Raw genomic sequence first — 18611 nt, forward strand, 5'->3', positions numbered from 1 at the left:
ACTTTTAGTATAAAAAAAGAAGGAATTAATATGCTGCTGTAAAGCGTACCTGGTGGTGTTTCGGTGTTTCTGCCTCATCGGCAATAACAACGGCTAAATCTTCAACAGAAAGAATACTTCTCTGGTTGTCGTCAAAAACCGGATTGTCTAAGCCCAAACGGTATTTACCGGTTCTTCCGGTGGTGATTCCCTGGTGCATTTCGAATGCCGGACTAAAGAAAGCCCAATCCAGTTCTTTTTCCTCTTTTAAGATGTTCAGGTAATCTCTTGCGGCTGAGGCACCGGCATAATATTCTTTCGGGAAATCGGGTGTGTCAACAGCCTGTAAACCAGGTGCTACAAATAAGCTTCCGGCACCGCCAATCACGATAAAACGTTTTACGCCTGATTTTTTTACAGCTTCCTGTATGGATCTGGAACCGGCAATAAAATCATTATACAGGTCCGGGTTGGTCCACCCGGAATTGTAGGCACTGATCACGATATCATTTCCGGCCAAAACAGACGCCAGTTCTGCGGCATTAAAAATATCCGCTTTTACCCAGCTGATATTTTGTGCTTCCGAAGTTTTCGGATTTCGGGCAATGGCGGTTACCTCGTGGTTACGGCCTGCTATTTCTTTTAAGATGTTTGAGCCTACAAATCCTGTAGCTCCGATGATTGCTATTTTCATAGATATAAAATTAATATATAATAAAATTTGTTACAGTTTTGGGTAAAAAAAACCGGTCAGAATTTTTCACTGAATTCTGCCAGCGAAATTGTCTTTAATTTGCTGATAATGGAATCGTTAATATCGTCATATAAATGCGTCAGATTAGTGTTGATTTGTTTGCCAACCGGACAAAGCGGGTTGGGGTCATTTTTAGAAAAACCGAAGTTGACCTTTTCGAAAGTGATATTGAAAATCTCTTCCATAGAGATGGCTTCGGGCGATTTGAGCAGTTTGGTACCGCCGTATTTCCCTTCACGGCTTTCCACCAAATGGTTCTTTTTAAGATTTGCAATTTCTTTACGTACCAAAACCGGATGAATATTCAGGCTTCCGGCAATATAATCGGATGCCAGGTACTCTTCGGGGAATTTCGCCAGTAAAGTTAAAATATGGGTTGTAATTGCAAATTTTCCGCTAATCATAACTGTAATAAAATATGTTACAAATTTATGATGTCTATCGGAATAAAAAAATATTTTGGCATTTTTTTAAGATAATTTAGTACGGCTAATCTCCGAACTATTGCCGAAATTTGCACGTTGAAATTTAAAAATGAAGATGACTTTTAAACAGAAATACACGATTCTCTTTATTCTTGCCGGCTTATCAGCTTTAGCCCCATTTAGTATCGACATGTATTTACCGGCTTTCCCGGCCATCGCAAAAGGACTGCAAACCGATATTGCACAGGTAACCTTGTCCTTAACCAGTTATTTTATCGGAATCAGTATAGGACAGCTTTTTTACGGCCCGATAACGGATAAATTCGGAAGAAAGAAACCGCTGCTTTTCGGATTGAGTGTTTTTATGCTGGCTTCCGTTGGCTGTGCCTTATCGCCTTCGATTTCGTGGCTCATCACAATGCGGGTAATCCTGGCTTTAGGTGGTTGCGTAGGAATGGTTGTGGGGCGTGCCGTGGTAAGGGACTTGTTTCCGGTAGCGGAAATTGCTAAAATTTTCTCGATTTTAATGCTGATAGTGGGTGTAGCGCCCATACTGGCGCCTTCAATAGGCGGATGGATATTGACCGTTTCGACCTGGAGGACGATATTTTATTTTCTAACGGCATTCGGTTTTATTTTGACGCTGGCAGTATATTTTTATTTGCCGGAAAGTCAAAAGGAAGCAAACGATAAACCGCTGAATTTTAAAAATGTGATTCAGGATTATAAAACGGTTTTTAACGAAAAAACATTTCTGTTCTATGCTTTTTCAGGCAGTATTGCCATGGCCGGGATGTTTGCTTATATCAGCGGTTCGCCTTTTGTTTTTATGAAATATTTCGGTTTGACGGAAGCGCAGTACGGCTGGGTTTTCGGTACTAATGCGATGGGCTTTATACTGGGCAGCCAGCTTAACCGTTTGCTGTTGAAGCGATTTTCGTCCCTGCAGATCATCACATTGTCTTCCTGTACGCTGTTCATTGTTGCCGTATCCTTAATCGTATTGTTCCAGAGTGAGCTGATTACTACCGGCGTTTTGATAGCCCATCTGTTTACATTTTTGTTCTGTTTGGGATTACTGGTACCCAATAGTACTGCTATGGCATTGGCTCCTTTTACAGAAAATGCGGGAAGCGCCTCTGCTTTAATCGGGTTTATACAAATGGTTAGCGGCGCAATACTCTCGGCAGTTGTGAGCGCCCTGCACAATGAAACCCTGTTCCCGATGATTTTCGGAATGGCCTTGTCCGGAATTTTAGCCTTTATGATTGTCATGCAGCTGAATGCAAAAGTCAAAAAAGGAAAACTGGCTCCGGTGGCGATTCCTCTAAAAAAATAAAATAATTATAGCGTTATATGAAAACGAATGATATTACGATAACAGCTGTTGAATCCAAGGAACTGGCACAAAAAACAGCTTATTCCATACTATTTTCGATCAGCTTTGCCCATTTACTGAACGATTTGCTGCAGGCGGTGATCCCTTCGGTATATCCGATTTTAAAAGATAATTTCAATTTGTCGTTCACACAGATCGGACTGATTACGTTCTCATATCAGATGGCTGCTTCGATTTTACAGCCATTTGTAGGCTTCTATACCGATAAAAACCCCAAACCGTTTTCGCAGTTGTACGGCATGTTGTTCACCATCGCCGGAATTGTGGTTTTATCCTATGCCACGAATTTCTACCTGATCTTGCTGGCAGTTGTACTGGTTGGTATCGGGTCGTCCATTTTTCATCCGGAATCATCACGGGTATCGTATCTGGCATCGGGCGGAAAACGCGGACTGGCACAGTCGATTTTTCAGATTGGCGGAAATGCCGGAACAGCAATAGGACCGTTATTGGTAGCTATATTCGTTGTTCCTAAAAGACAGCTGTACATCTTGTGGTTCCTGATCTTTGCCATTATTGCCATGTTTGTTTTAAGTAAAATTGCTTTTTGGTACCGCGATCACCTGAGCCTTCGTAAATCGAAAAAAACGGAGCCTGAAATATTGCACAATCTTTCGCAGACCCAGGTTACCTTTTCCATCATTATCCTGTTATTGCTGATTTTCTCAAAGTTCTTTTATACGGCGAGTATGTCCAGTTATTTTACTTTTTACCTGATGGATAAGTTCCACGTTTCGGTTCAGGATGCGCAATTCCATTTGTTCTTATTCCTGATGTCGGTAGCGGCCGGAACCCTTTTGGGCGGACCGTTAGGCGATAAATTCGGACGAAAATACGTAATCTGGTTTTCGGTTCTGGGTGTAGCGCCCTTTACACTGATGCTGCCTTTTGCCAATTTATTCTGGACCGGTGTGCTTTCGATGGTTATCGGGGTGATTTTATCGTCAGCTTTCCCGGCAATTCTGGTATATGCGCAGGAATTACTGCCTAAAAAACTGGGCATGGTTTCCGGTTTATTCTACGGATTTGCATTCGGTATGGGCGGATTAGGTTCGGCTATACTGGGGTATTTAGCGGATAAAACGAGTATCACGTATGTTTACCAGATCTGTGCGTTTTTACCTTTGATCGGACTTATTGCTTATTTCCTTCCGAATATTAAGAAGAAATAGGTAATTTCACCGTATAAAATGATAACAATGACTCCCGAAATAATAGCAAAACTTCAAGAGATAACAGGTGTTTCTTTTGTTTTTACCGATGATGAAACCCGTAATAGCTACGGACATGACGAAACCGAAGATTTTGTTTTTCCGCCCCATGTCGTGGTAAAACCGGCTTCGGCCCGGGAAATTTCCGCGATTGTAAAAGTTGCCAATGCCTATAAGATCCCGGTTGTTCCGATTGGCGGCAGAACGGGACTGAGCGGAGGCGCTTTGAGTATTCACGGCGGAATTGCGATTTCAACCGAAAGATTGAACAGGATTCTGGAAATTGATGAAAGAAACTTACAGGTTATCACCGAACCGGCTGTAATTACTCAGGTTTTACAGGATACTGTTCTGGAGAAAGGCTTGTTTTACCCGGTTGATCCGAGCAGCAGAGGAAGCTGTTTTATTGGCGGTAATGTAGCCGAAAATGCAGGTGGTGCCAGAGCGGTAAAATATGGAGTTACAAAAGATTATGTGCTTAATCTGGAAGTGGTTTTGCCAACCGGTGAAATAATCTGGACCGGGGCGAATACTTTAAAAAATTCTACCGGTTATAACCTGACACAGCTCATGGTGGGCAGTGAAGGGACTCTGGGTATCGTTACCAAAATTGTTTTAAGGCTGCTGCCGAAAAACAATCACAATGTCCTGATGCTGGTTCCTTTTTATAAAGCAGGACAGGCATGTGAAGCGGTTTCTGCTATTTTCAGAGCCGGTATCGTTCCGAGTGCGCTGGAGTTTATGGAGCGGGATGCGATTGACTGGACACTGAAATTTATTGACGGTTTAAATGTAGCCGTTAAAGCCGATATCCAGGCGCATCTGCTGATTGAAGTTGACGGTAATTATCCGGATGTACTTTTTGCCGAAGCCGAAAAAATCATGCAGGTTTTGGAGCAGTTTGACATTGATGAAATTCTTTTTGCCGATACAGACGACCAGAAAAATGCTTTGTGGAAAATGAGAAGAGGTGTGGCGGAAGCGGTAAAATCCAATTCGGTTTATAAAGAAGAAGATACTGTTGTGCCGCGATATGAGCTGCCAAGACTATTGGAAGGGATCAAAACGATCGGGAACAAATACGGATTCAAATCGGTTTGTTACGGACATGCCGGTGACGGTAATTTGCATGTGAATATCATTAAAGGGGATATGACGGATGAAAACTGGAAAACGGAAGTACCGAAAGGAATCCGTGAAATTTTTGAACTTACCGTTGCCTTAAAAGGAACTTTATCCGGGGAGCACGGTATTGGTTATGTACAAAAGAATTTTATGGACATTGCGTTCAGCAAACAACAGCTGCTGTTAATGAAGAGCATTAAAGCTGTTTTTGACCCGAATAACATCCTGAATCCGGGGAAGATATTTCCAGACTCGCTATAACGTTACATAAAAAAAGCGGCTGTATTTACAGCCGCTTTTTTTATTATTCTTTCGGTAAAACCCTGTTGGCAAGTTTTCCGATCGTCAGTCCCTGCACGATGATGGAAAAGACCACTACAAAATAGGTAATTGCCAGTATCATTTGCTTGTGCGGACCTTCTTCTATGGAAAGTGCCAGCGCGATGGAAACACCGCCTCTTAAACCACCCCAGACTAAAATCTTGATGGTGCCGCGGTTGAATTTCTCTTTAAACGGAATGACCAGCGTAGGGATCCAGATGGATAAAAAGCGGGAAAATAAAACCAGTAAAATACAGATCAACCCGATTTGCCAATATCCGAGAATGTTCGGAATCAATAGCAATTCAAATCCGATGAAAAGGAATAAAATCGCATTCATGATTTCGTCGATCAGTTCCCAGAATTTATTCAGGTAGTCTTTGGTAACGGGTGACATGGCTGTTTTCTTTCCGTAATTTCCAATGATCAAACCGGCTGCTACCATTGTTAATGGTCCGGAAATGTGCATGGTATGAGCAATAAGATAACCGCCCATAACTACCGATAGGGTAATTAAAACGGAAACCTTGTAATCGTCAATTTTACGCATGGCATTGGAAGCGGTGATTCCCAACAGGATTCCCAACAGGAAACCGCCGAGGGCTTCTTTTATAATGAGCCAGGAAATATGTCCGAATGAAAGGTCAATCGCCCTGCCTTGTGCCAGTTGCAAAATTACGGCAAAGACCACAACGGCAACCCCGTCGTTAAAAAGGGATTCTCCGGCTACTTTTGTTTCCAGCGATTTTGGAACGTTGGCATTTTTAAGGATTCCCAAAACGGCAATAGGATCGGTAGGGGAGATTAAAGCACCAAACAGCAAACAATAAATGAATGGCATGTCGATGGACAATAACGGAAATATGTTGTATAACAGTACGCCTACAAGTAACGTAGACAGGATTACACTAAATGTGGAAAAGACCATAATGGGCCATCGCTGTTCTTTTAAATCCACGAGGTTAATGTGGATCGCACCGGCAAATAACAGGAAGTTTAACATGGCGCCCATCAGGACTTCGGTAAAATCCACCTCACTGATGAGTTTGGAAAACCGGGTTAAGGTGTCGGGGAAAATATGCCCGAAAACAACTAAAATAATGGAGGTAATCATGGCGATTATCATTACCCCGATAGTGGAAGGCAGTTTTAAAAACCGAATGTTTAAATAAGCGAAAAATGAGGCTAAAACGAGTAAAATTGAAAAAGAATAGTATAACTCCATACTAATAATTTAAGGGTTAAAGGATTATTTTATAGGCAATAAATTTTATGCTGTAAAAAGGTAAGGAAAAAATATAAAAAAGATGTTAAGCCTATTATAAAAATAAAAAAACCCGATGATTATCGGGTTTTTTTAACTATTTCGAAAAATTAGATTATTCGTTTACAATAACCCATTCGCCGGAAGCCAACAGGCTCTCCGCTTTTTTGAATTTCATGGTTTCTGATTTTCCGGTCATGACATGTTTAATGGTAACATTGTCATTACGGTTAATTTTCGGCGCATCGCGAACAATAGTTTCCGTTACCGGTTGTTGTTGCTGTGCCTGTGAAGCCTGGTAGTTTTTCTCAGCAATTTCTTCCGAGTTTAAAACTTCTTCTTTAGAAATCGTGTACTCTTCCTGTACCTGTACTTCTTCGGCTTCCTGGATGTTGTTTGGGTTTTGTGACGGTAAATCTCCTTTGAAAAGGAATGAAATTACTTCTTTGTTTACGTTGTCTAACATGTTTTTGAACAGGTTGAACGCTTCGAACTTATAAATAAGTAGCGGGTCTTTTTGTTCGTGAACGGCTAACTGAACGGATTGTTTCAATTCGTCCATTTTACGTAAGTGTTTTTTCCAGGCCTCATCCACAATCGCTAATGTGATGTTTTTCTCGAAATCACCAATTAACGATTTTCCTTCTGTTTCGTAAGCTTTTTGTAAATCTGTGTAAACATTCAAGGATTTGATACCGTCTGTAAACGGAACGACAATACGCTCAAACTGACCGTTGTTGTTTTCGTATACGTTTTTGATTACCGGATATGCTTCTTTAGCACTTCTTTCCGATTTATCAGTATAATGCTGTAAAGCTGCTTTATATACTTTTCCGATTACTTCACGCTCTGTTAATCGTGCGAAGTCGCTTTCTGCAACAGGAGAACTGATTGCGAAATAACGGATTAGTTCAAATTCGAAGTTTTTATAGTCTCCGGCCGCTTTGTTTTGTTCTACGATTAGTTCGCAAACGTCATACATCATGTTTGCTAAATCCACTTTCAGACGCTCTCCGTGTAACGCGTGTTTTCTACGTTTGTAAACTACTTCACGTTGTGCATTCATAACGTCGTCATATTCTAACAAACGTTTACGAACACCGAAGTTGTTTTCTTCCACTTTTTTCTGAGCTCTTTCGATAGACTTGGTCATCATGGAGTGCTGAATTACTTCACCATCTTTTAATCCCATTCTGTCCATAACTTTTGCTACTCTTTCGGAACCGAACAAACGCATTAAGTTATCTTCCAGAGAAACATAGAACTGAGAACTTCCCGGATCTCCCTGACGTCCTGCACGACCTCTTAACTGACGGTCTACACGACGGGAATCGTGACGCTCGGTACCGATAATTGCCAAACCACCTGCTGCTTTCACTTCTTCAGTTAATTTAATATCCGTTCCACGACCAGCCATGTTGGTAGCAATTGTCACTACTCCCGGTTTACCGGCTTCGGCAACAATTTGTGCTTCCTGTTTGTGTAATTTCGCATTCAATACGTTGTGGTTAACCCCGCGCATTTTCAGCATTCGGCTTAATAACTCGGAGATCTCTACCGAAGTAGTACCGATCAATACCGGTCTTCCAGCCTGTGAAAGTTCTACAACGTCTTCAATTACCGCGTTGAATTTTTCACGAACCGTTCTGTAGATTAGATCTTCTTTATCTTTTCGGGCAATTCCTCTGTTTGTAGGAATTTCAACTACGTCTAATTTGTAGATTTCCCAGAACTCACCTGCTTCCGTTACAGCAGTACCGGTCATACCGGATAGTTTGCTGTACATTCTGAAGTAGTTTTGCAGGGTAATCGTAGCGAATGTTTGTGTAGCCGCCTCAATTTTTACATTTTCTTTAGCTTCAATCGCCTGGTGTAATCCGTCAGAATAACGACGGCCATCCATGATACGTCCTGTTTGCTCGTCAACGATCAGAATTTTGTTATCCATGATAACGTATTCCGTGTCTTTTTCAAATAGGGTATAGGCTTTTAAAAGCTGAGTTAACGTGTGGATACGCTCGCTTTTTACACCGAAATCCTGGAATAGTTTTTCTTTTGCTTCGGCTTCTTCTTCTTTTGAAAGTTTTAGTTTTTCAATCGCAGCGATTTCCGTTCCGATATCCGGTAAGATAAAGAACGTTTCGTCTGTATCTTTAGAAAGGAATTTGATTCCGTTATCGGTTAATTCTACCTGATTGTTTTTCTCTTCGATTACAAAGTATAAAGCTTCGTCAACTTTTGGCATCTCACGGTTGTTGTCTGCCATGTATTGATTCTCTGTTTTCTGAAGGATTTGTTTCATTCCTTCCTCACTCAGGAATTTAATTAAAGCTTTATTTTTTGGTAAAGCACGGTGCGCTCTTAATAACTGGAAACCACCGTCTTTTGTATTTCCTTCTTTTAACAGACGTTTCGCTTCGGTTAAGAATCCGTTTGCCAATTGTCTTTGAAGGCTGTATAAGTTTTCTACTTTTGGTTTTAGTTCGTTAAATTCATGACGATCTCCCTGCGGAACCGGACCGGAAATGATTAACGGTGTACGGGCATCATCGACTAATACGGAGTCAACCTCATCGACAATAGCATAGTTGTGTTTTCTTTGTACCAGTTCAGCCGGCGAATGCGCCATGTTGTCTCTCAGGTAGTCAAAACCAAATTCATTGTTTGTTCCGTAGGTAATGTCTGCTTCGTAGGCTTTTTTACGACCTTCCGAGTTGGGCTGGTGGTTGTCAATACAGTCTACAGTTAAGCCGTGGAATTCAAATAAAGGTGCTTTCCACGAGCTGTCACGTTTGGCAAGGTAGTCATTCACGGTTACCAGGTGAACACCGTTTCCGGTTAAAGCATTTAAATAGATTGGTAAGGTTGCAACCAACGTTTTACCTTCACCGGTTTGCATCTCGGCAATTTTACCCTGATGCAATACAACACCACCAATTAACTGAACGTCATAGTGGATCATATCCCAGGTGATTTCTTTTCCGGCAGCATTCCAGGTATTTGCCCAAACGGAGTTGTCTCCTTCAATAACGATATAGGGTTTTGAAGCCGACAATTCGCGGTCTCTGGATGTAGCTGTTACGGTAATATGGGTATTTTCTTTGAAACGACGTGCCGTTTCTTTTACAACAGCAAAGGCTTCCGGCAGGATCTCTAATAAAGTCTTTTCAGAAAGATCGTAAGCTTCTTTTTCAATAGCGTCTATAGAAGCATATAGGTCTTCTCTTGCATCAATGTCATCCGTTTTTTCAACCTCTTGTTTTAAGGCTTCTATTTTAGCGTCTTTTTCAGCTCTCGCTTTCTTAAGCTGATCCTTAAAATAGGTCGTCTTATTTCTTAAGTCATCATTTGATAAAGCTGCTAATGCTCCTTCAAATGATTTGATTTTGTTAATAATCGGTTGAATCGCTTTTACGTCTTTTTGAGATTTGTCTCCCACAAAAGCTTTTAATATGCTGTTTACGAAACTCATAATTTTTTAGTTTTCTAATAAAGGTGTGCAAATTTAAGCAAAAAAAAAGCCTCTTTGAGAGACTTTTTCTTTGCTTCTTATTTTTTAATATTCATCCTCATTCCAAAGATAATCTTCGTCTGTAGGATAGTCGGGCCAAATCTCTTCCATTGATTCATAGATTTCTCCTTCGTCTTCTATAGATTGCAGGTTTTCCACTACTTCTAACGGAGCTCCTGTTCTGATAGCATAGTCGATAAGTTCATCCTTTGTGGCTGGCCACGGCGCATCGCTTAAATAGGATGCTAATTCTAATGTCCAATACATCTTATTATCGATTTATAGTTTTATGCAAAAATAAATTTTCTACTGAAATAGTCAAGTAAAATTTCGTTTATTTTAAAAAAAGTTAAGAACGTTTTTTTCGTTTCCCATTTTTGAAAGGTTTTTCATCAGTAATCTGATCAAAACAAATCTTCATAATGAAACAAAACGAATGCCTATGATTTCCGTGGAATCCATTTTACTTCATCGGCCTGCAGGTCAAATGACAACTTTCGTGCCAATACGAACAGATAGTCAGAAAGTCGGTTCAGATAGGTTAAAACTAACGTATCAATAGGTTCCAGTTCATGTAAATGTGTCGCTAATCGTTCTGCACGGCGGCAAACGCAGCGTGCAATATGACAATATGACACGGTTGTGTGTCCGCCCGGTAAAACAAAATGTGTCATAGGAGGCAGGGCAGTATCCATATTGTCGATTTCTTTTTCTAAGAATTCGATGTCTTCCGGAGAAATCCGGTTGATGTTCAAACGCTGCTGACCGTTTTTTAAAACTTCTTTTTCCGGTGGTGTGGCTAAAATAGCCCCCAGGGTAAAAAGACGGTCCTGGATTTCAATTAATACATTTTTATAAAGTGTATTGATATCCTGGTCACGGATCAGTCCGATGTGGGAGTTCAGTTCGTCTACGGTGCCGTAGCTGTCTATCCGGATATGGTGTTTCGGAACACGTGTACCGCCAAATAAGGCAGTGGTTCCTTTGTCGCCGGTTTTAGTATATACTTTCATGATGTTATCGTTATTGTTTATGCATGTTGTCACTTTCTATTACACCGTCTCTCAAACGGATAATGCGGTGGGCGTGTGCGGCGATGTCTTCTTCGTGGGTAACCAGGATAACAGTATTGCCGTTTGCATGAATGTCATTGAAAAGATTCATGATCTCAACAGATGTTTTACTGTCCAGGTTTCCCGTTGGTTCATCGGCAAGGATAATGGATGGTTTGTTAACCAATGCTCTTGCCACGGCAACACGCTGACGCTGTCCTCCGGATAGCTGGTTTGGCTTGTGGTCCATACGGTCACCCAAACCTACCTGTTTCAGAACTTCTGTAGCTCTTACATCCCTTTCGCTTTTGGAAAAACCGGCATAGACCATTGGCAGGGCTACGTTATCCAAAGCCGTTGTTCTGGGTAATAGGTTGAACGTCTGGAAAACGAAACCGATTTCTTTGTTCCGGATTTCTGCCAGTTCATCATCTTCCATTTTACTAACATCTTTTCCGTTCAGGATATATCCGCCGGAGGTAGGTGTGTCCAAACAGCCCAATATGTTCATTAATGTTGATTTTCCGGAACCGGAAGGGCCCATTAAAGCAACATACTCTCCTTTATTAATCGTTAAGTCAATACCTTTTAAAACATAAACAGTTTCATTGCCAAGAGGGAAATCTCTTGTGATGCCTTTGATTTCTATAATTGGTGTAGCCATTGGAATAGAAGAATAGTTATTTAAATTTTAGTTTTTAAAATTACTAAAAAGGATTTCGTAATATCCTATAAGTTGGATAAACTTTAGAAATGTTACAAAATAATCCTGTTAAACACGAATTGTAAAATGTTCTTTTTCCTGTTCCCTGCGGAAGAATACCAATCCCCATTGGAAAGTATCGATGGTTACCGTTACTTTAGGATGATTTTTGATGTGCTGCCAGGCTTCGTCCATTTGTTCCGACCAGTGAATGTCGTCGAAAATCCAGACCGTATCGTTGGTAATGGTGGGTAACAGTAATTCAAAATAATGCAGTGTTGCTTCTTTTTGATGGTTGCCGTCAAAATAGATACAATCGTATGTTGTGTCGCTGGTCAGGTTTTCTTTAAAGTAGGCGTCAAATTCCGATACAACGGAATGGATATTATTAAAGTTAAATTGGCTGAAATTTTCCCGGGCAACCTTTGCTGTTTCCGGACAGCCTTCAAGGGTGGTTATGGCTGCTTTTTTATTGCCTAATGACAATGCGGATGTCGCTAATCCGACCGATGTTCCTATTTCCAGGATGGTATCGGGTTGGAAATAATGAACTATCCGGTATAATAGTTTTGCTCTTTTCTTTGTAATGCCAGCAGTTTTGGCAATCTGAGCGATCTGCCTGTTATCCGATTTGAAGACTCTTGATCCGGCACCGAAATCGGTTATCCGGATATGCGTTTTATTGTTTAAAAGGGCTTGTCTGTACTTTTTTAAAATCCCGTATTCCGCTTTTGCTTTGCTGTCATAAAAGCATTTGGTTATCAGGCTGAAAACAAAAGGAGAGTGAACTCCGTGCTGATTTTTGGAGTTCCGGAGGAATTTTAAATAGGATTGTATTTGAAATAGCATAAAAATGTTTACAAAGAAGTGCGAAGATACAAATTAGGAAAGATAATAGTGAAAGGCGATTAGTAAAAGGTAAATGACAAAAGGCAAGAGGCAAAAGGCAAAAGGCAATGGGTAAAAGGCAATAAGGATGAAGACGTTTTATCGCTACTTTAAAAGATTATATTTGCGACCTTGAAATAATACACATTTTATGATGTTGAAGGAAGAAATAGAGGATAATACTATAATAACTCCGGAAGAAATTGATCGCTGTATTGCTGTATTGGCACAATTAAATACGGATACAGATCAGATATTTGAGATTCCTAAAGCGCAAAGAATTGCTTTGCTTAAAGAGGCTGGCAGGTTTTCCAGACCGGATAGAGACGAGTTTTCCAGACGGATTAAAGGTGGTAAAGAAGCCGCCAAACGTAAAAAGGAAAAGAAAGATAAAACGGCACGTAAAGAAACCGGAATTCGCCATGCCCGTGAAGCCAGTATATTTGTTGCGCCAAAATTATTGTCGTATAACGATCTTGCTCACAAGGAACAATTAGAGTTGGAAACACCCAGAAATTGTTATGTGTGTAAAACGAAATTCACGAAGATGCACCACTTTTATGATACAATGTGTAGCGATTGTGGTGATTTTAATTATGCCAAACGTTTCCAAACGGCAGATGTAAAAGGACAGGTAGCTGTTATAACAGGTTCTCGTTTAAAAATAGGATATCATATTACTTTGATGCTTTTGCGTGGTGGAGCGACTGTAATTGCTACAACCCGTTTTCCCGTTGATTCTGCTTTGAGGTTTTCTAAAGAAGAAGATTTTATGGAGTGGGGGCATCGTTTAAAAATCCATGGATTGGATTTGCGACATATTCCCAGTGTGGAGATCTTTTGCAATTTTATTGAGCAAAAGTACGAACGATTGGATATTTTGATCAACAACGCTGCACAAACCGTGAGACGTCCTGCTGGATTTTATACCCATTTAATGGAAAATGAAGAGCGTGTAATCAATACTTTACCGAAACAAGTGCAGGATTTATTGCAAGATCATACAAATTGTTTGGATGAATTAAAAATATTGACTTCAGGAGCTTCTCCCAATCAAAATATGCCGGTAACCTGGCATGGACCTGAACCCGGAATTGGGCTGCGCGCTTCGGCGAAATTATCTCAGATTCCTTATTCTTTTGATAATGCTTTGGTGGCCAATGAAGTTTTCCCGGAAGGAGAACTCGATGCGGATTTACAACAAGTGGATTTGCGAAAAACGAACAGCTGGCGTTTGCGATTAGGACAAATAGAAACAACGGAAATGATTGAAGTGCAACTGGTAAATTCGGTTGCGCCTTTTGTGTTGTGCAATCGCCTTTCGGAAGTAATGAAGAAAGAAAATACGGGGCAAAAACACATTATAAATGTTTCGGCTATGGAAGGTAAATTTCATCGCTTTTTTAAAGAAGACCGCCATCCACATACAAATATGGCAAAAGCGGCTCTGAACATGTTAACACATACTTCATCAGGAACGTTAGCAAAGCATGGTATTTTTATGAATGCTGTAGATACCGGTTGGGTAACGGATGAAGATCCTGCCGAATTAGCGAAAAAGAAACAAGAACTGGAAGATTTTCAGCCGCCATTAGATATTGTAGATGGTGCTGCAAGAGTTATGGACCCATTATTTGATGGAATCAATACCGGAAAACACTGGTGTGGGAAATTCTTAAAAGATTATAATCCGATTCCCTGGTAGTTTTTTTACAGGCAGTAAAAATAAAAACCACAACAGTATTATAGCTGTTGTGGTTTTTATTTGCTTAAATCGGATTTTATTGGTTTACTCAGGCTTTATATGATTGCTTAAGTAATGATATGGTGAAAAATGGATTTAATTTATTGAAATTAATTTAATATCAAAAATAAGTACTGAACCTCCCGGAATAGAGCTGTAGTCATTGTTTCCATATCCTAAATGAGCAGGTACCAAAAGGATACCGCTGCCTCCGGTTTTAAAATAAGGGATGCCTTCTGTCCATCCTTTTACAACTTGATCCAGGCCAAAAGAAATCCCGTCGGGACTACTTTGGTCAAATACTTTCCCGTCTGTAAAATAGCCTTTATAGGCTACTGTTACATTAGAGGATGCGATTGGCTGTGATCCGGTTCCGGGTTCTTTGATCACATAATATAAACCGGAATCACTTCTGTGTGCATCTAATTTATTTTTAGCTATATAATCGCTGATTTCCTGTTCGTTTTGGGCAACATAATCAATCATTTCTGTTTTTTTGTTTTTAGAACAAGAAACAAAAAGGGTTAAAGCTAATAGTGCTGATAAAAGGTGTTTCATGTAAAAAATATTTTTTAAAGGTGTAAGTATATTTGTTTTCTCCTTTGAGGGTTGCGGAAATTATCCTTCCAGTTTTGCTGAAAGTTCAAACCAGCGTTCTTCTTTGGCCTCTATTTTATTGATAATGTTTTGCAGCTCATTCGCTTTCTTTTCGATGCTGTCATCGGCAACTTTTCCATCGGAGAATAATTGCTCGATTTTAGCTTTATCCATTTCTAAATCCTTGATTTCCCGTTCAAGTTTTTGATATTCTTTCTGTTCGTTGAACGATAAATTTCCGGTTGAATTATTTTGCTTCCAATCTTTCTTTTCGGCTTTGTTTTCTTCTTTCTGTGCAACATCAGCACTGTCTTCATAAGCTCTGAAATCGGAATAGTTTCCGGGGAAGTTTTCAATTTCACCATTTCCTCTGAAAACGAATAAATGATCCACAATTTTATCCATAAAATACCTGTCGTGCGATACAACAAGCAGGCAGCCCGGATAATCTAAAAGGAAGCTTTCCAAAACGTTTAGCGTTACAATATCCAAATCGTTTGTAGGCTCATCGAGAATTAGAAAGTTTGGATTCTGAATCAAAACGGTACATAAATACAGTCGTTTTAATTCACCACCGCTTAATTTTTCGACATAATCATATTGCTTTTTAGGATCAAAAAGAAAACGTTCCAATAATTGTGAAGCAGAAATCATACGTCCTTTTGCAAGCGGGATATATTCGCCGTATTCCTTGATAACATCAATAACACGCTGACCTTGTTTCGGATTGATTCCGCTTTGGGTGTAATAACCAATTTTAATGGTTTCCCCTTTTACAACACGACCGCTATCTAACGGAAGTGTCCCTGTAAGAAGGTTTAAAAAAGTTGATTTTCCGGTTCCGTTTTTACCGATGATTCCGATACGTTCTCCCCGTTGAAAATCAAAACTGAAATTATCAAGAATAACGTGGTCTTTAAATTTTTTGGAAATTTTGTGAAGCTCGATGATCTTGCTTCCCATACGCTCCATGTTGATTTCCAGCTCAACCTGGTTTTCTTTACGTCGGCTTTGTGCCTTTTCCTTGATAACATAAAAATCATCCTGACGGGATTTTGACTTTGTGGTTCTCGCTTTTGGCTGACGGCGCATCCATTCCAATTCTTTTACGAATAAGTTTTTGGCTTTATCAATACTGGAATTTTCAGAAGCAATCCGTTCTTCTTTTTTCTCTAAATAATAGGAATAGTTTCCTTTGTACTGGTATAGTTTTCCGTTGTCTAATTCAAGGATTTCGTTGCAAACACGTTCTAAAAAGAAACGGTCGTGCGTTACCATAAACAACGTGATGTTTTCTTTTGCAAAATAGCTTTCAAGCCACTCGATCATTTCAAGATCCAGGTGGTTCGTTGGCTCATCCAGAATCAGTAAATCCGGGCGGTTGATCAGAATGATGGCTAATGAAAGACGTTTTTTCTGTCCACCGGAAAGATTTTTTACTTTTAGTTTAAAATCCTCCAGTTTTAATTTGAATAAAATTTGTTTGTATTGCGTTTCGAAATCCCAGGCATTATGCTGATCCATTCCGTCAAAAGCTTTCTGATAAGCTTCTTCGTCATCCGGATTTTCCAGCGCTTTTTCATACGCTTCAATTATTTTAAGGGTTTCATTATCGGAAGCAAAAATGCTTTCTTCGATCGTGAGCTCTTCCTGCAAATTATTATTTTGCGACAGAAACGCCATCCGGATTCCTTTTCTTAAAACTACCTGGCCGGTATCCGGTTCTTCCAAACCATTAATAATACTCATAATTGTTGTTTTTCCAGAGCCGTTTTTGGCAATGAAAGCAATTTTTTGATCTTTATTGATTCCGAACGAAAGATTCTCAAACAAAACACGTTCGCCAAATGATTTGGATATATTTTCTACAGAAAGGTAATTCACGATGGATATTTTTTGCAAAAGTAAGCTTTATTTGTTATTTACTTTTTGGAAATTTTTGATAATCGTAAAGCAGGAAAATTTTTACTTTTGACACCATTTTTAAAAGCATTTATAATGAAAAAGAAGTCTTTAGCCGTGTTGGCTTTGGCAGTCAGTACTTTAATGCTGCATTCCTGCAGTTACGGAACCTATACAAAAGAAACGTTTACCCCATTAATGGACTCTGCTCCGGTTTGTGAAAAGCTGCCGGAAACTGTAGCGTTGTATTTTGAAGGAGAAAAAACAGATTTTGATTATATTAAAATAGGACTGATACAGGTAGAAGGTGCAAAAGATACTCCACAGGAGAAATTGTTAGCAGAATTTAAAGCACTGGCAAAGCGTAACTGTGCCAATACGATTATCCATATCAAAAAGCTGTATAAAACCAGAACACAGGGATGGATTTTGAGCGATGATAAACCGGAAGGAGTATGAGGCGGAAGTTTTTCATGGTATTGCTGTGAGCAAAGGTTAAAAAATGCAGCAGTTGTATATATTCTTTCCGTTTTGAAAATTTACTAATTATATTTGTTGCATGCAGTTATCGGTTATCATCCTTAATTATAATGTCCGTTATTTTTTAGAACAATGTGTTTTGAGTGTCCAAAAGGCATTGCAGCATATTGACGGTGAGATTGTTGTAGTCGATAATGCTTCACCGGATAACAGCTGTCAGATGATGCGGGAGCGTTTTCCCGACGTTACTTTAATCGCGAATAAAGACAATCTGGGTTTTCCGAAAGGGAATAATATTGGTGTTGCGATAGCCAAAGGAAAATACGTTTGTATTTTAAACCCGGATACGGTAGTGGCGGAAGATACTTTTGAAAAAGTACTGGCTTTTGCTGAAAAACAACCCGATTCCGGAATTATCGGCTGTAAGCTCATTGATGGAACCGGAAATTTTCTGCCGGAATGCAAACGGGGTGTGCCTACGCCCTGGGTCGCTTTTACCAAGATTGCCGGCTTGTATAAAATCTTTCCGGCATCAAAATACTTCAATAAATATTATGCCCAGCATATAGCGGAAAATGAAACCGGGAAAGTCGATATACTGGTAGGCGCTTTTATGGTTTTAGAAAGGAAGCTGTATCTGGAAGTGGGCGGATTTGACGAGGACTGTTTTATGTATTCGGATGATATTGACCTGTCTTATCTGGTTTTAAAGACCGGAAAATCCAATTATTACTTTCACGACACTACCGTTATACATTATAAAGGAGAAAGTACCGTAAAAGATGGTACCTATATGAAGCGTTTCCGGGAAGCGATGCAGTTCTTTTACAAAAAACACTTTAGAACGTCTCTTTTCTTTGATGTTTTTATGCGGCTGGGAACGTTTGCTTTTGCAACGTTTAAAAAAAACCAATCGAAAAAAACAGTCCGGAATATTGCAGAATACGCCTTGATTTCTACCAGTGAAAGCCTGAAAAAGAAATTGGAAAAGCAACTGCAAAAAAAGCTCTCCGTACATAATGATATTAATGAAAATGCGTTATTTTCGCAAGCGGTTAGCGATAAAAAGCAAATCGAGATACTATTGGATAATACCGGTGTCCGTTTTAAAGAGATTATTGCTTTTCTGGAAGAAAATAAAAATAAGAATTTCACTTTTAAAATCATTCCGGCAGGCACTTCTTATGCTATAGGAAGTAACAGTAGTAATGACAGAGGTGAGATAATAGAAATCGTGTAAAAAATTGCATTTTGTG

The 18611-nt window shown here is 39.7% G+C and carries 16 protein-coding genes; 6 read left to right on the plus strand and 10 right to left on the minus strand.

What is annotated here, in order from left to right; translation table 11 throughout:
- Positions 1 to 25 precede the first annotated feature (25 nt).
- On the minus strand, positions 26 to 673 hold the full coding sequence (locus HW120_RS08010) for an NAD(P)-dependent oxidoreductase (RefSeq protein WP_177732991.1): 648 nt from the start codon (positions 671 to 673) through the stop codon (positions 26 to 28).
- A gap of 56 nt (positions 674 to 729) precedes the next feature.
- Complete coding sequence (locus tag HW120_RS08015) at positions 730 to 1137, minus strand: RrF2 family transcriptional regulator (RefSeq protein ID WP_177732993.1); 408 nt, start codon at positions 1135 to 1137, stop codon at positions 730 to 732.
- Positions 1138 to 1267: 130 nt separating this feature from the next.
- Here HW120_RS08015 and HW120_RS08020 point away from each other — a divergent pair, with 130 nt between their 5' ends.
- The 3 genes from HW120_RS08020 to HW120_RS08030 are packed head-to-tail and all read left to right on the plus strand — an operon-like array spanning position 1268 to position 5154.
- Complete coding sequence (locus HW120_RS08020) at positions 1268 to 2497, plus strand: multidrug effflux MFS transporter (RefSeq protein WP_218618742.1); 1230 nt, start codon at positions 1268 to 1270, stop codon at positions 2495 to 2497.
- A gap of 17 nt (positions 2498 to 2514) precedes the next feature.
- Positions 2515 to 3729, plus strand: coding sequence for an MFS transporter (locus HW120_RS08025; RefSeq protein ID WP_177732995.1), 1215 nt, complete (start codon positions 2515 to 2517; stop codon positions 3727 to 3729).
- A 27-nt stretch (positions 3730 to 3756) separates the two neighbouring features.
- Positions 3757 to 5154 (plus strand): FAD-binding oxidoreductase, encoded by a 1398-nt coding sequence (locus tag HW120_RS08030; protein WP_177732997.1) that lies wholly within the window; start codon positions 3757 to 3759, stop codon positions 5152 to 5154.
- A gap of 43 nt (positions 5155 to 5197) precedes the next feature.
- Here the strand turns inward: HW120_RS08030 and HW120_RS08035 are convergent, their stop codons facing one another.
- The 6 genes from HW120_RS08035 to HW120_RS08060 all read right to left on the minus strand — a co-directional run bounded on the left by HW120_RS08035 (position 5198) and on the right by HW120_RS08060 (position 12593).
- The gene (locus tag HW120_RS08035; protein ID WP_177733000.1) at positions 5198 to 6439 is read right to left on the minus strand and encodes a cation:proton antiporter; all 1242 of its coding nucleotides are present in this window, start codon (positions 6437 to 6439) and stop codon (positions 5198 to 5200) included.
- A 154-nt stretch (positions 6440 to 6593) separates the two neighbouring features.
- Complete coding sequence (gene secA, locus HW120_RS08040) at positions 6594 to 9950, minus strand: preprotein translocase subunit SecA (RefSeq protein WP_177733001.1); 3357 nt, start codon at positions 9948 to 9950, stop codon at positions 6594 to 6596.
- Between the two features lie 84 nt (positions 9951 to 10034).
- Positions 10035 to 10256 (minus strand): DUF2795 domain-containing protein, encoded by a 222-nt coding sequence (locus HW120_RS08045; RefSeq protein WP_002986941.1) that lies wholly within the window; start codon positions 10254 to 10256, stop codon positions 10035 to 10037.
- A gap of 173 nt (positions 10257 to 10429) precedes the next feature.
- Entirely contained in the window at positions 10430 to 11002 is a 573-nt protein-coding gene (locus HW120_RS08050) for a cob(I)yrinic acid a,c-diamide adenosyltransferase (RefSeq protein WP_177733003.1), read from the minus strand.
- 10 nt (positions 11003 to 11012) lie between these two features.
- A complete protein-coding gene (locus HW120_RS08055) occupies positions 11013 to 11705 on the minus strand; it encodes an ABC transporter ATP-binding protein (RefSeq protein WP_273246807.1) in 693 nt (230 codons plus the stop codon).
- A gap of 108 nt (positions 11706 to 11813) precedes the next feature.
- Positions 11814 to 12593: an O-methyltransferase gene (locus tag HW120_RS08060; protein WP_177733005.1), complete on the minus strand. Its 780-nt coding sequence runs from the start codon at positions 12591 to 12593 to the stop codon at positions 11814 to 11816.
- Between the two features lie 193 nt (positions 12594 to 12786).
- On the opposite strand from HW120_RS08060, the gene HW120_RS08065 reads away from it, so the two are divergent.
- On the plus strand, positions 12787 to 14337 hold the full coding sequence (locus tag HW120_RS08065) for an SDR family NAD(P)-dependent oxidoreductase (protein ID WP_177733007.1): 1551 nt from the start codon (positions 12787 to 12789) through the stop codon (positions 14335 to 14337).
- A gap of 135 nt (positions 14338 to 14472) precedes the next feature.
- Here the strand turns inward: HW120_RS08065 and HW120_RS08070 are convergent, their stop codons facing one another.
- On the minus strand, positions 14473 to 14934 hold the full coding sequence (locus HW120_RS08070; RefSeq protein WP_177733009.1) for an FKBP-type peptidyl-prolyl cis-trans isomerase: 462 nt from the start codon (positions 14932 to 14934) through the stop codon (positions 14473 to 14475).
- 60 nt (positions 14935 to 14994) lie between these two features.
- Positions 14995 to 16857 carry an ABC-F family ATP-binding cassette domain-containing protein gene (locus tag HW120_RS08075; RefSeq protein ID WP_177733011.1) on the minus strand — a complete coding sequence of 621 codons (1863 nt, stop codon included), beginning with the start codon at positions 16855 to 16857 and terminating at the stop codon, positions 14995 to 14997.
- Positions 16858 to 16971: 114 nt separating this feature from the next.
- On the opposite strand from HW120_RS08075, the gene HW120_RS08080 reads away from it, so the two are divergent.
- Complete coding sequence (locus HW120_RS08080; protein WP_177733013.1) at positions 16972 to 17334, plus strand: hypothetical protein; 363 nt, start codon at positions 16972 to 16974, stop codon at positions 17332 to 17334.
- Between the two features lie 100 nt (positions 17335 to 17434).
- Positions 17435 to 18595 carry a glycosyltransferase family 2 protein gene (locus HW120_RS08085; protein ID WP_177733015.1) on the plus strand — a complete coding sequence of 387 codons (1161 nt, stop codon included), beginning with the start codon at positions 17435 to 17437 and terminating at the stop codon, positions 18593 to 18595.
- Positions 18596 to 18611 lie beyond the last annotated feature (16 nt).

Origin of the sequence: Flavobacterium inviolabile (assembly GCF_013389455.1) — a bacterium.
Classification (GTDB): domain Bacteria; phylum Bacteroidota; class Bacteroidia; order Flavobacteriales; family Flavobacteriaceae; genus Flavobacterium; species Flavobacterium inviolabile.

Excerpts from the sequence above, each read along its gene's own strand:
- HW120_RS08060 (WP_177733005.1), bottom strand. The coding sequence starts at position 12,593 with ATGCTATTTCAAATACAATCCTATTTAAAATTCCTCCGGAACTCCAAA.
- HW120_RS08065 (WP_177733007.1), top strand. The coding sequence starts at position 12,787 with ATGTTGAAGGAAGAAATAGAGGATAATACTATAATAACTCCGGAAGAA.
- HW120_RS08080 (WP_177733013.1), top strand. The coding sequence starts at position 16,972 with ATGAAAAAGAAGTCTTTAGCCGTGTTGGCTTTGGCAGTCAGTACTTTA.
- HW120_RS08035 (WP_177733000.1), bottom strand. The coding sequence starts at position 6,439 with ATGGAGTTATACTATTCTTTTTCAATTTTACTCGTTTTAGCCTCATTT.
- HW120_RS08020 (WP_218618742.1), top strand. The coding sequence starts at position 1,268 with ATGAAGATGACTTTTAAACAGAAATACACGATTCTCTTTATTCTTGCC.
- HW120_RS08070 (WP_177733009.1), bottom strand. The coding sequence starts at position 14,934 with ATGAAACACCTTTTATCAGCACTATTAGCTTTAACCCTTTTTGTTTCT.
- HW120_RS08010 (WP_177732991.1), bottom strand. The coding sequence starts at position 673 with ATGAAAATAGCAATCATCGGAGCTACAGGATTTGTAGGCTCAAACATC.
- secA (WP_177733001.1), bottom strand. The coding sequence starts at position 9,950 with ATGAGTTTCGTAAACAGCATATTAAAAGCTTTTGTGGGAGACAAATCT.
- HW120_RS08030 (WP_177732997.1), top strand. The coding sequence starts at position 3,757 with ATGACTCCCGAAATAATAGCAAAACTTCAAGAGATAACAGGTGTTTCT.
- HW120_RS08015 (WP_177732993.1), bottom strand. The coding sequence starts at position 1,137 with ATGATTAGCGGAAAATTTGCAATTACAACCCATATTTTAACTTTACTG.
- HW120_RS08050 (WP_177733003.1), bottom strand. The coding sequence starts at position 11,002 with ATGAAAGTATATACTAAAACCGGCGACAAAGGAACCACTGCCTTATTT.
- HW120_RS08025 (WP_177732995.1), top strand. The coding sequence starts at position 2,515 with ATGAAAACGAATGATATTACGATAACAGCTGTTGAATCCAAGGAACTG.
- HW120_RS08055 (WP_273246807.1), bottom strand. The coding sequence starts at position 11,705 with ATGGCTACACCAATTATAGAAATCAAAGGCATCACAAGAGATTTCCCT.
- HW120_RS08045 (WP_002986941.1), bottom strand. The coding sequence starts at position 10,256 with ATGTATTGGACATTAGAATTAGCATCCTATTTAAGCGATGCGCCGTGG.
- HW120_RS08085 (WP_177733015.1), top strand. The coding sequence starts at position 17,435 with ATGCAGTTATCGGTTATCATCCTTAATTATAATGTCCGTTATTTTTTA.